Below are 12,100 nucleotides of genomic sequence, written 5' to 3'. Positions count from 1 at the left end.
TGCATCCAGATGCTGGTCCGGGGCGGAGACCGGTTCGCGGGTATTCCTGTCGTGATGTACGAGGACCTCCCCTACGCGGGGGGGGACCACGCCGCGCAGATCTCGGCCGCGTTCGCCGCTCGCGGGACCCGTCTGGTTCGCGGCACCGAGGATGTCACGGATGTCTTTGAAGAGAAGCTCCGGCTCATCTCCGTTTATGCCTCGCAGTTCAAGCTTTCGGTGATGGAGCCCCGGATTCGCAAATGCGCCGAGCGCAAGGATGGCCCCGAGGCGGGGACGCTTGCAGAGGCCTATCACCGCCTCGAAGGAGAGCCCCGTCTGCCGCCCGAGTCGGATCTCTCGCCGGAGCGGGCCGATCTAGCGGCGCTCCGGATGGAGATGCGCGCGCTTGTGGAGAAGAGGGAGAGGTGCCGCCGTCTGACGGTAATGGCGCTGCCGTCAGCCTATATCGGGAGATGGACAGCCGATAGAGAGTGTTTGTTGGCGGCTTTCCCGAATGCCAAACTCCGCGTCTACACATCGGATGAGATCGCGTGGCAGGCTGAAGAAGGCGGGGACTCCAGGCTGAGGTTCGAAGTTGTTCGCAAGGGATGGCGAGGATGGATCGGCGTCGTCCTGCGTGAGCTGTTTCGTTTCCGGACCTTGACGGTGATCCTGTGGTGGGGTTCTTATCGTGCCGACGGCGGACTGAAGGTAAAACTCCTCGGATTGTTCCTGCTCTTCCGACACGTCCTGTTCGCCGAGAAGCTCGGCGACTTCTGCGGCCTGTTGGAAGAGCAGATCCGAAACTTCTAGAGACGCCGCGCCGGATCGTCCGCCGCGCAGAATCCGGGGGGGGCTTAAGGACTGATGGAAGAATTGATCGTCCAAGCGAGGAATCCGAAGTGAAAATAAAGCGTACGATTCCGCCGGCCGCGGCCCCGCTCGAGTGGCGGGATTTGTGGTACGGACTGGCCGGGATATTCGGGGGCGGGAAGTCCATAAGAAGGGTCGAAGACGAAATCAAAGAGTACTTCGGGGTCCGTCATGTTTTCCTCGTTTCTTCCGGCAAGGCCGCGCTGGCGTTGATTCTTCTGGGGCTGAAGGACCTGTCGTCGAAGCGGGAGGTCGTCATCCCGGCCTACACCTGCTACTCCGTGCCGTCCTCGGTTTTGAGGGCCGGCCTCAAACCGTCGCTCTGCGATATCGACCGCGAGAGGTTTGATTTTGACGCGGAAGGTTTGAAGCGGGCCGTGACCGACGACACCCTTTGCGTCGTTCCGTGTCATCTCTTCGGCATCCCGGCCGACGTGGACCGTGTGAAAGACCTCTGCCGGCCGAGCGGGGCTTACGTCGTCGAGGACGCGGCCCAGGCGATGGGCGGAACAAGCCGCGGCCGAAAGCTCGGCACGATCGGGGACGCGGGGTTCTTCAGCCTGGGCCGCGGGAAAAACCTTACCAGCGGATCGGGCGGGATCATCGTGACGAATTCGGACCGGATCGCCGATGCGATTGACCGCCACTATGCGAAGCTTCGAGCGCCCGGGATCGGCGAGGCCTTGGGAACGTTGTTTCAACTCAAGATGATGACCCTCTTTATTCATCCGGCCCTTTACTGGTTTCCGGCCGGTCTGCCGTTTCTCAAATTGGGCGAGACCTTTTTCTATAGGGATTTTCCGATCCGAAAGTTGTCCGGACTGAAGGCGGCTCTGTTGCGACGCTGGCCGCGGCGCCTGGAACAATCCAACCGGATTCGAAGCGAGACCGCGGCCTGGATGAACTCGCATCTTGCGGTCAAGCCCCGGCGGGAGGACGGCGTCGCTTACCTGCGCCTGCCGGTTCTCTGTGAAAGCCGGAGCGTCCGGGACCGTTGGCTGGCGCTTTCTCGAAGCCGGGGTTTGGGACTGAGCCCGATGTACCCGAAAGCCATCGATGAACTGGACGAGCTGAAGGGCCGTTTTGAGGGCCGGTCCTTCCCGATGGCGGGGGAACTGGCGGACCGGCTTCTGACCGTTCCGACCCATCCGCTGGTTTCTCGCCGGGATCGCGAGAACATCCGGGAGTTTTTTGAGGAAATGCATTCCGACGGGGCCCCCTCAAGCGGCGAGCTGCGCGCGGCGGCCGGCCGGTCGGCGGTTTAGAGTTGGAGCCTGTCACGGGATGAAGATGATCGTTACAGTCGACACCGAAGAGGATAACTGGGGCGATTACAGCCCGAGGGGCTGCACGGTACAAAATATCGAAGCGATCCCCGCGCTGCAGGAAATCTTCGACGACTTTCAGGTCCGGCCGACCTATCTCGTTTCCTATCCCGTCGCGGCGAGCGGGAAGGCGGTCCCGATCTTGAGAAGGATCCTGGACGCCGGGCGCTGCGAGATCGGATCGCATTGTCACCCCTGGAATACGCCGCCGTTCGAAGAGGAAGCCGGCGAGAAGAACAGCATGCTGTGCAATCTGGCGGGGGAGCTGCAGTTCCGCAAAATCCGATCCTTGCACGAGACCATCGCCAAAAACTTCGGCGTCGTCCCGTCCTCCTTCCGGGCGGGCCGCTGGGGCTATAACGGGGCGACGGCGACGGCGCTTGAGAAGCTGGGATACCGGGTGGACAGCTCGGTCCTTGCGTTGACCGACTGGACGGCCTATCATGGTCCGGATTATTCCGGGGTTTTTCCGGACGCCTATTATTTTTCGGCCTCGAAGGACGTTCTTGCGTCCCATCCGGGCGGCGGGATGCTGGAAGTCCCCGCGACGGTGGGATTCGTGCAGAGCGATTTCAGGCGTTCGAACGCCGTCTTCAATTTTCTGACAAAACGGCCGTTCAACCGGCTCCGGCTGGCCGGCGTTCTGGACCGGCTGGGTCTCCTGAACCGGGTTGCGCTCACGCCGGAGCTGTCCAGCGCCCGGGAAATGATCGCCCTGACGAAGCGCCTGCTCCTGAAGCGGTTTCCGCTGATCAATCTCTATTTCCATTCCCCGACGCTTCGCCCCGGGCTGTCGCCGTTTGTGAAGACCGAGGCCGATCGGCGCGACTTCGCCGCGCGTTTGAAAAAATTCCTGGCGTTTGCGAGGGAGGCCCGGATCGAATCGATCGGGTTGTCGGAAGCGGTGAACGCGGTGCCGTCATGATCGAAGCGATATTCTGGCTGTCGGCGGCGTTTGTTTTCTATGCCTATGCGGGCTACCCCTTGCTGCTGGCGGCGTTCTCTTTTTTCAGGAACCGCCCTGTTCAGAAAGGATCGTTCGCGCCGAAGGTCTCCTTCATCATCGCGGCCTACAACGAGGAGAAACGAATCGAGGACAAGCTCATCAATACCTTGAATCAGGTCTATCCCAAGGAGAGGATGGAAATCCTCGTGGCCTCCGATTGCTCGTCCGACAAAACCGACGGGATTGTTTTATCGTACCGGCCGAAAGGGGTGCAATTGGTCCGGGCCCCGGAACGCAGAGGGAAGGAGAACGCCCAGCGCTACGCGGTGGAAAAGGCCTCCGGAGAAATTCTTATTTTTTCGGATGTCGCCACCATCCTGGACCCGAACGGCGTCGCGGCCATCGTCCGGAATTTCAGCGATGCGGAGGTCGGATGCGTCAGCAGCGTCGATCGCTTCATCGACCCGGACGGGAAACTCACCGGGGAAGGGGCGTACGTAAAGTATGAGATGCTCCTGCGCCGTCTCGAATCGCGGATCAATTCGGTGGTCGGCCTGAGCGGGTCTTTCTTCGCCGCGCGGAGCGCGGTTTGCCGGGATTGGGCCGTCGACCTTCAAAGCGATTTCAACACCCTCTTGAATTCGATCCGGATGGGGCTGAGGGGCGTCGCGGATCCCGAGAGCGTGGGCTACTATAAAAATCTCGCGGACGAAGGGAAGGAATTCGAACGAAAAGTCCGGACGGTTGTGCGGGGGATCTCCGTCTTTATGAAGAGTCTTTTTCTGCTGAACCCGTTCCGCTACGGCCTGTTTTCGTGGCAGTTGTTCAGCCACAAGCTCTGCCGGTGGCTTGTTCCGTTTGCCATGATCCTGGGCTTCATCAGTAACGGTCTGCTGGTTTCACGCTCGGCCTTTTATTTTTACGCCCTTTGGCTTCAGGTCGCTTTTTATGCCGTGGCCTTCGGGGGAATGGCCGCCGGGCTTTCCTCCAAAAAATATTATTTGAAAATCCCCTCCTTCCTGGTCCTGGTCAATCTTTCCATCCTGAAGGCCTGGTACCGGTATATGCGGGGTGAGCGCTTCATGGCCTGGGAGCCGTCCAAGCGATGACCGTAAAGTCAAAAATCCGGGAGGCCCTCGCGCGGGGATATTACCTGACCCGACGCTTATCGTCCCGCCTGGAGGGCAAGGTTTTGATTCTGGCCTATCACCGGGTCTTGTCCGAGAAAGAATTGAAGGAGCAATTCGTGCAGCCGGGAATGTACGTCCGTGACGATGCGTTTGAACGGCAGATGCGATTTTTGAGAGAGTATTTCCGGATATTATCGTTTGACGAGCTTCTTGGGCTCTGGGACCGGGGGGGCTGGGACGGACGGCAGCGCTATTGTGTCGTTACCTTGGACGACGGCTGGCTGGATAATTACCTCCACGCCTATCCCGTTTTAAGGAAGTATGAAATCCCGGCGACCGTTTTCCTTCCGACAAGCTTCATCGGGACACGGGAATGGTTTTGGCCGGAAAAGCTGGTATTTCTGCTGGACCGGTACATCAAATCGGGGCAAAAGGAACGCCTGACCGCTTTATGGGGCCGATGGCCCCGGCCGGCGGCGGACGGGAACGGCGGCGAAGGGATCGATTCCATCATCGAGATCTGCAAAGGGCTGCCGGAAGGGGAAGTCGAAAAAATAATCGGGGAGATCGGCCGGGGATCGGGGATCGCGTTTCCTCCGGAACGGTCGGTCGTGAACTGGAAAGAGGTCGAAGAGATGTCGGCATCCGGGATTTCCTTCGGCTCCCACTCGGCCACGCACAAGATCCTGACAAAACTTTCCCGCGAAGAGGTGCGAAACGAATTGAAAACGTCGTTCGATACTCTGCGGGGGAAAAAAATCAAAACCGTCCCGGTGTTCTGCTACCCCAACGGAAATTTTGATCCCGCCGTCGCGGAGCTCGTCAGAGAGGCCGGTTACCGGGCCGCCGTTACGACGCAATTCGGCTTTGAATCCGAGTCTCCCGCCGATCGCTTCGGATTAAAGAGGATCGGGGTCCATCAGGACATCGGCTCGACCGATCCGCTGTTTTCATGGCATCTGTCCGGCATGAACCGTTTTTAAGCCGTTGAGGGATTTCATGCGAAATGCCGGGATGCCGGTGGGGAGCTCCTTGAAGATCGATTCGGAGGTTTCGAATGGCTTTGGCGAAAATAGCGAAGGGACCGAATCCGTGAATCGACCGGCCGTGGAAAGGAAAATATCCTCTGCCCGCGAGACGATGACCGTCCTCCATATTTTTTCCGGCGACCTCTGGGCCGGGGCGGAGGTGATGGTTTTCCATTTATTGGATGAACTCAGAAAAGAGCCTCACCTGAAAATCCTGGCGCTCTCACTCAACGAAGGGATTTTGTCCCGGAAGCTTCGAGACTCCGGTATCGAAACCCATGTGATTTCGGAGGCCGACCATTCGTTTGCCGTGATACTATTGAAAGCGTATCGAGCCTTGAAGGGGCAAAGGATCCGGGTCATCCATTCCCACCGGTACAAGGAAAATTTGCTTGCGTTTTTTCTGGCGAAATCGACCGGAGCCGGGTGTTTGGCGGCGACGCTTCACGGTCTTTCCGAGCCGCCGCTTGATGTAGAGAATGGAGACGAGCGAATCGGGCTGAAAACGAAATTGGATTATTTCCTTCTGAAACATTTCTTCACGCGCGTGGTCGCCGTTTCTCAAAATATGAAGCAGGTTCTGGTTCAAAAATACGGTTTCAGACCTGAGAAGATCGATGTCATCTATAACGGCATTCCCATTCCGCCGGGGGAGTTCTCCGGCCGGGATTCAAGGGATGCGATATTTCAAATCGGGACGGTCGGCCGCATGGTGCCCGTGAAAGATTACGGTCTGTTCCTGGAAGTCGCGGCCGAAATGCGGAGGCAGACCGATAAGGTTCGTTTCGGTATTCTGGGCGACGGTCCCCTCAAGGAGGCATTGATCCGGAAAACGAAGGAATTAAAAATGGAAGATGACGTGGAATTTTTATCCCCTCGGCCGGATCCGTTCTCCTATTATCAATCTCTTGACCTTTACCTGAATACCTCTCTCCATGAAGGTATTCCGCTCAGTATCCTGGAGGCGATGGCCTGCGGTCGGCCGGTCGTCGCGCCGAAAGTCGGCGGGATTCCGGAGATCGTCTCGGATGGAGAGGACGGGTTTCTGATCGATGGGCGAGACCCGAAGAAATTTTCTGACGGCTGTCTTGGGCTGTTGCGGGATAAAAACCTAAGGATGAGAATCGGAGAGAACGCCTCCAAGAAAGTTTCCGCTCGTTTCAGCCGTTTGAGAATGGCCCAATCGTATTTGAAATTGTATCAACAGCCATGGGATCGGAAAGAAAAGGTCGGAGAGGTGAGATCATGACGCGCGCGAATGACAAAAAGGGTTCTTTTTTAAGGGCCGTAATCAGGCCCCTGGCATTTTACACGATGGCCGTATTCATGGCCGCGACGGGTTGCGGAGAGGAAACCGTGAAAAGCGAGACCGTTCATCTTTCGTCCATAAGCGACGTGCCCTTGTCGGACTGGCAAAAACTTTCCCGAATGAAAATCTATTTCGGGCATCAATCCGTCGGAAACAACATCATGGACGGCATCGCTCAAATTATGAAGTCGAACAACGATATCAAGCTGAACATCGTGAAGATCGGTGCGCTTCCGTCCTTCGACGAGCCCGTTTTTGCGCACGAGGAGATCGGGAAAAACGAATACCCTCTGACCAAGACGAAGGCGTTTCGCGACCGCCTCCAGAATGGGTTGGGCGACAAGGTCGACGTTGCGTTTCTTAAGTTTTGCTTCTGGGACATCCGGAGCCGGACCGATATCCAGGAGGTGTTCAAGAGCTATAAGGAGACGATCGCGGAGCTGCAGGCGCAATATCCGAGGGTAAAGTTCGTCTATTTCACGGTCCCGTTGATGATTCATCCGACCGGATTCAACGCCGCGATCCATCGGCTGCTGCACAGGCCGGTGGCATGGGATCAGGACAACATCAAGCGAAACGAGCTGAACCGGATGATTCGCGAGGAATACGGGGGCAAGGGACCGCTGTTCGACATCGCGGCGCTCGAGTCGACCTTGCCGGACGGCCGGCGCGCCGTCTTCTCCGATCACGGGAAAGATTATTATTATCTGGACCCCGAGTATTCGAACGACGGCGGACATTTGAACGAGGAAGGACGCAAGCGCGTGGCCGAGCAGCTCTTGATTGCGCTGGCCCGCCTTTCGGAAACACACTGAGACCCTCGGAAGCGGCCGACCGTATGACGACGGCATCAAAAGAAAGCTTATCGACGATGGAAGAGCCGTTCTTCTTTTCCAACAAGAACTACCGCCTTTTTTCCATCCTGCACCATCCGGCGGACCCCAAAAGCCTTCACGGCGAAACGGGGGTCGTCTTTTGCGATCCCTTTGCGGAGGAGAAGCTCTGGGCGCACCGGGTCTTTGTGAATTTTGCGCGGCTGCTCTCCAAAAACTCTTATTGGGTCTTGCGCTTCGACTGCATGGGCCACGGGGACAGCGACGGGAATTACGAGGATGCGAACGTTGAAACGCAGCTGTCGGATATCCGTCGGGCGGTCGGGGTATTGAAAGAGAAGGCGCGGGTGAAAAACGTGATGCTGCTCGGCGCCCGCTTCGGGGGGACCCTGTCGGCCCTGGCTGCGGCGAATGTGGACGAAGTCGACGGGATGGTTTTATGGAGTCCCGTCGTCAACGGGGAAAAGTATTTTCAGGATTGCCTCCGGTCCAATCTGACGACCCAAATGACCACGTACCGCAAAATAAACTATACGAGAGAGCAGATGGTCAGGGATCTGTTGGGGGGGAAAGCGGTCAACATCGACGGTTATTTGATCTCTCCCGAGTTCTACAAACAGATATCCCGGATACGGCTGAACGAAGTCATGCCCTCTTGCAAAAAGCCTCTGCTCATGATCCAGATTCATAAAGAGGAAAATGCGAGGATCGACAAGGAAGTGCAGGAACTGCAAGGGGCGTTAAAACAGGCGGGACGGCCGGCGCAGTTCGGCACGGTGAAAGGCGAGCCTTTCTGGCGGGAGTTGAATACATTTCCCCAACGGCTGGATGCTCTGTTTGCTACGACACTCGATTGGATCAATCGGCAAAATGATCCGGCGGTTTCGGGGTCCGGCGATCCTTCTCGCTTGACAGAGACGCGGGCCGGGACGGAGAAGGGGAGCGATTGAATTTGGAAAAGGCCGTCACCTTCAGGAACAACAAAGGTCAGCTTCTTTTCGGTATTCTGCATCTCCCGGAGAGCCCCAAACTCAAGTCCCGGATCGGAATTAATATCCTCAACCCGGGCCTGAAGAACCGGGTGGCGCCGAATCGGATCAACGTCAAGATGGCCAGGATGTTTTGCGACATGGGCTTTCACGTTTTGCGGGTCGACCCCTTCGGCATCGGGGACAGCGAGGGAGAATTGGCGGCCCATGAATCCGTCATGGACCTCTGGGGGATGATTCAGCGGGGCCTGTTCGTCCCGGATACCCTCGCGGCCAATGACTTTTTCGTTCGGGAGGCCCGGCTGGAAAAGTTGATTCTGATCGGGCAATGCGGCGCGGCCGTGACGGGCATGCTGGTCGGGGGCAAGGACGATCGGGTCGAGAGTCTAATTTTAGTGGACTCGCCCGTCCGCCTGCTCTCGTCACAAGTCGATATGTCGGACATTCTGGCCGAAATCAGCCGTCCGGGTGAAATGATGCTTTATTATCTGAGAAAAGTCTTCAGCGGGCGTTCCTGGCTTAATCTCATCCGATTCCAATCGGACTTTGGGGGACTTCGAAAGCTGTTCGCTCGGATGACCCATCCGCGTTCGAGCCGAAATCAGGGGAACGCGTCCGATGCGCCCGGTGTTTCCGAACGGTTCAATAAAAAGTTTTTGGATGCGTTTCGCCGGTTTACGGACCGGAATAAAAATGTCTATTTTCTGTTTGCCGCGAATGATTTCTCCTTGCAGGAGTTCCGGCAGGACATGCAGGCCCATTTCCTGGATCGTCACCCCGAATACCGGTCCCGATGCCGGATCGATATTATCGACGACGCGAACCATGTTTACACCGAGGAGAAGTGGCAACACGAGCTTCTTCATTACATGAAGTCGTGGCTGGAGCGGTATCGACAAGCATGCTGAACCTCATCGACGCGATCCGGAGATACCGGAGGGAGCGGTATTTCGCCAACCTGCTCAGGAACGGGCTGGTCCTGGGGCGGGATGTCCAAATCAACGACGGCGTTTTTATCGACCCCTCGCATTGTTTTTTGATCACGATCAAGGACCGTTGCGTGCTCGCCCCCTGCGTGCGCTTGATCGCCCACGACGCCAGCATGTTTCGTTTCATGGGAATCACGCGCGTGGGACGGATCACCATCGAACGCAACTGTTTCATAGGTGATTCGACATTGGTGTTGCCCGGCGTGCGGATCGGGCCGGATTCGATCGTCGGCGCGGGGGCGGTGGTGGTCGGGGACATACCCCCGCATAGCGTGGCGGCGGGCAATCCGGCGAAGGTGATTTGCAGCCTGGAGGATTTCCTCGCCAAGCATCGGGCCGTGAAAGAGAGAAGCCGGACGTTTCATGAGGATGAATACAGCCTCCTGCGCATTACGGGGGAGAAGAAAAAAGATATGCTGGACTATTTGGAAAAAAATATCGGCTACATGGAAGGAGAGATCCCCGCGGAGTAGAGGAACGTCACTGACGGACCTTCGATGGTTTTGGGGTCGGGAGAAATTATAGGTGTGGACCGGAAGAAAAATTGCGTTGGCCTGCTGTTTTTTGGTCCTGCTCGGGTTGTGGCTGTTCTTGAGGATCGAGGCCTTTCCGGGGCACAGGGAATTTCAATATTTCTTGATGCAGAAATTGACCAAGGATGAGCCCGTGCCGGAAACGTTTCATGCTTCCTCGCCCGATGCGAGCGACGTTATTTATGTGTTGGGCGGTTCGCCGCGAATGCTCGAATACCGCTTCAAAACCGCCGCGGAATTGTATCGGAAAAGAATCGCGCCGAAGATATTGATCGACGATGGAAAAATGAAAATGAATTACAGCCCCGCTCTGAAGAGGAATCTTATTTTTAACGAATGGGCCGTGGCCCGATTGACAAGCCTGGGCGCCGATGAAAAGGCCATCGAACCTGTTCCCATTCAAATGGGTTTTTTCGGAACCCTTTCGGAGGCCAGGAGCATATCGGAGCTGGCATCGAAACGAGGGTACAAGGCGCTGATCCTGGTGTCGTCCCGGTATCATACGATGCGGGTTTGGGAGTGTTTCTCCAAATTCGCAAAAAACACCGGGTTGAATCTGTACGTTTATGCCTCGGACGATCGACCGAGCCTGCGGACCCTTCTTCAGGAATATTTCAAGCTGCAGGTCTATCGGATGGTTCTTCTTTGAAAGCATGTCGATTTCACGGCTCCCGACGGGAAGGTCGGCGACGGATCGAATAGGCGCCATGGGTAGAATCAAAGTGATGCAGATCACGCATGACCTCCACATCGGCGGCCTTCAACGGGTAGTGGTCGATCTGGCCAGGGGAATGGATAAGAAGAAATTCGAGGTCTCGGTCTGCGCGTTGAGGGAGGGCGGACCGCTCGAGAAAGAGTTGGCGGAGGGGGGCATCGAGGTGCTTCGAATGCCGTCCACGGGGGGGCGGGCCGATTATTTTCGCTTCTGGAAGCTGTATAAAGTCATGATGGAGATAAAACCCTCGGTCGTTCACACGCACAATACCGAGCCCTTGACGGACGGCGCGACGGCGGCCTTGTTGGCGGGGGTTCCGGTCAAAGTCCATACCGATCATGCCCGCCGTTTCCCGGACAAAGTGCGTTATATGTTTTCCGAATGGCTGCTGTCGCACTTCATCACCCAGGTTGTGGCCGTTTCCGATTATACGCGGAACGACCTGGTTTGGTATGAGAAGATCCGGCCGGACAAGATCAAAGTGGTTTTGAATGGGATCGTCGGAGATAAATACGCGGTTCCCATCGACGTGGAAAAGAAAAAGGCGGATTTGGAAATCGACCCCGGCCGTACCCCCGTTTTGGGAACGGCCTCTCGATTGACCCCGCAAAAGGGGATATCGTACCTGCTGAAAGCCGTAAAGCGGCTCAGCCATGATTTCCCGGATGTTCTATTGCTGATCGCGGGGGAAGGGGAACTGTGGGATGTGTTGAACGCGGAAGTAAAAGAATTGGGGATGGAACGCCATGTCATGTTCCTGGGGCCCCGCTTGGATATGCATGAGATATTTCAACTGTTCGATATTTTCATCCTCCCTTCTTTGTATGAAGGACTTCCACTGGTTCTTTTGGAAGCCATGGCTGCTTCACGGGCCATCGTGGCCACGGGGGTCGGCGGGGTCGGACAGGCCGTTTTGGACGGCGGCAACGCCATCCTGGTCAAACCGGAAGATCCGGATGCGATATACCGGGCCGTCAAAAGGTTGAGTGAGAATTCGGTGATGAGGGAGAGATTTTCCAAGAAATCGCTTGAATTGTTTCGTCAAAGCTTCAATCTGGAACGAATGATCAAAGCCTATGAAACGATCTATCTTGAAGGTCTAAGTGCCGTTAAATGAAAAGAATAAGCCCTGAAGATAGGACCGCCGGGATGGACCGTTGATGAACAGAAACATTCTGATGCTTTGTTACTATTATCCGCCCTTGACCGACGTGGGGGCCAAACGGAGCGTTTCCTTTTCAAAATATTTTAAAAAATTCGGCTGGAACCCCTGGGTATTGAGCGTGAAAAATCCCGATCGAGCGTACTGTTCCATCGGCGACGACGGTCCGCCTCCGGGCATCCCCACGGAATATTCCTATTCCATTATTAATCTTTTCAGGCTCATAGGAAGATTAAACGGTGTCTTATTAAAAGCACTCGGATTGATCCGTATCGATCTGAAACGG

13 protein-coding genes are annotated in these 12,100 nt (G+C 56.4%); all 13 read left to right on the top strand.

Annotated elements, in window-relative coordinates; genetic code table 11:
• The coding region (locus VLY20_00315; protein HUK55087.1) for a hypothetical protein at window positions 1–795 on the top strand (795 nt) is incomplete at its 5' end.
• An 89-nt stretch (window positions 796–884) separates the two neighbouring features.
• A complete protein-coding gene (locus tag VLY20_00310; GenBank protein ID HUK55086.1) occupies window positions 885–2,120 on the top strand; it encodes a DegT/DnrJ/EryC1/StrS family aminotransferase in 1,236 nt (411 codons plus the stop codon).
• Between the two features lie 19 nt (window positions 2,121–2,139).
• A complete protein-coding gene (locus VLY20_00305; protein HUK55085.1) occupies window positions 2,140–3,105 on the top strand; it encodes a polysaccharide deacetylase family protein in 966 nt (321 codons plus the stop codon).
• A complete protein-coding gene (locus tag VLY20_00300; GenBank protein ID HUK55084.1) occupies window positions 3,102–4,235 on the top strand; it encodes a glycosyltransferase family 2 protein in 1,134 nt (377 codons plus the stop codon). The genes VLY20_00305 and VLY20_00300 overlap by 4 nt, the downstream gene beginning before the upstream one ends.
• Complete coding sequence (locus tag VLY20_00295; protein HUK55083.1) at window positions 4,232–5,239, top strand: polysaccharide deacetylase family protein; 1,008 nt, start codon at window positions 4,232–4,234, stop codon at window positions 5,237–5,239. The genes VLY20_00300 and VLY20_00295 overlap by 4 nt, the downstream gene beginning before the upstream one ends.
• A 157-nt stretch (window positions 5,240–5,396) precedes the next feature.
• Entirely contained in the window at window positions 5,397–6,533 is a 1,137-nt protein-coding gene (locus tag VLY20_00290; GenBank protein ID HUK55082.1) for a glycosyltransferase family 4 protein, read from the top strand.
• The gene (locus VLY20_00285; GenBank protein ID HUK55081.1) at window positions 6,530–7,408 is read left to right on the top strand and encodes an SGNH/GDSL hydrolase family protein; all 879 of its coding nucleotides are present in this window, start codon (window positions 6,530–6,532) and stop codon (window positions 7,406–7,408) included. Before VLY20_00290 ends, VLY20_00285 begins: the two co-directional genes overlap by 4 nt.
• A 23-nt stretch (window positions 7,409–7,431) precedes the next feature.
• Window positions 7,432–8,376: an alpha/beta fold hydrolase gene (locus tag VLY20_00280; GenBank protein HUK55080.1), complete on the top strand. Its 945-nt coding sequence runs from the start codon at window positions 7,432–7,434 to the stop codon at window positions 8,374–8,376.
• On the top strand, window positions 8,373–9,323 hold the full coding sequence (locus VLY20_00275) for an alpha/beta hydrolase (protein ID HUK55079.1): 951 nt from the start codon (window positions 8,373–8,375) through the stop codon (window positions 9,321–9,323). The genes VLY20_00280 and VLY20_00275 overlap by 4 nt, the downstream gene beginning before the upstream one ends.
• The gene (locus VLY20_00270) at window positions 9,317–9,877 is read left to right on the top strand and encodes an acyltransferase (GenBank protein ID HUK55078.1); all 561 of its coding nucleotides are present in this window, start codon (window positions 9,317–9,319) and stop codon (window positions 9,875–9,877) included. Before VLY20_00275 ends, VLY20_00270 begins: the two co-directional genes overlap by 7 nt.
• A gap of 52 nt (window positions 9,878–9,929) precedes the next feature.
• Window positions 9,930–10,586: a YdcF family protein gene (locus tag VLY20_00265; protein ID HUK55077.1), complete on the top strand. Its 657-nt coding sequence runs from the start codon at window positions 9,930–9,932 to the stop codon at window positions 10,584–10,586.
• A 58-nt stretch (window positions 10,587–10,644) separates the two neighbouring features.
• On the top strand, window positions 10,645–11,769 hold the full coding sequence (locus VLY20_00260) for a glycosyltransferase family 4 protein (protein HUK55076.1): 1,125 nt from the start codon (window positions 10,645–10,647) through the stop codon (window positions 11,767–11,769).
• Window positions 11,770–11,812: 43 nt separating this feature from the next.
• A partial coding sequence (locus VLY20_00255; GenBank protein ID HUK55075.1) for a hypothetical protein occupies window positions 11,813–12,100 on the top strand: 288 nt, incomplete at its 3' end.

The organism is Nitrospiria bacterium (assembly GCA_035517655.1).
GTDB lineage: Bacteria > Nitrospirota > Nitrospiria > JACQBZ01 > JACQBZ01 > JACQBZ01.
This window is presented reverse-complemented; position numbering and strand designations above follow the sequence as displayed.

Bases quoted from the DNA above. Each gene is read 5' to 3' on its own strand.
- VLY20_00305 (HUK55085.1), top strand. From the start codon at position 2,140: ATGAAGATGATCGTTACAGTCGACACCGAAGAGGATAACTGGGGCGAT.
- VLY20_00300 (HUK55084.1), top strand. From the start codon at position 3,102: ATGATCGAAGCGATATTCTGGCTGTCGGCGGCGTTTGTTTTCTATGCC.
- VLY20_00295 (HUK55083.1), top strand. From the start codon at position 4,232: ATGACCGTAAAGTCAAAAATCCGGGAGGCCCTCGCGCGGGGATATTAC.
- VLY20_00290 (HUK55082.1), top strand. From the start codon at position 5,397: ATGACCGTCCTCCATATTTTTTCCGGCGACCTCTGGGCCGGGGCGGAG.
- VLY20_00285 (HUK55081.1), top strand. From the start codon at position 6,530: ATGACGCGCGCGAATGACAAAAAGGGTTCTTTTTTAAGGGCCGTAATC.
- VLY20_00280 (HUK55080.1), top strand. From the start codon at position 7,432: ATGACGACGGCATCAAAAGAAAGCTTATCGACGATGGAAGAGCCGTTC.
- VLY20_00270 (HUK55078.1), top strand. From the start codon at position 9,317: ATGCTGAACCTCATCGACGCGATCCGGAGATACCGGAGGGAGCGGTAT.
- VLY20_00260 (HUK55076.1), top strand. From the start codon at position 10,645: ATGGGTAGAATCAAAGTGATGCAGATCACGCATGACCTCCACATCGGC.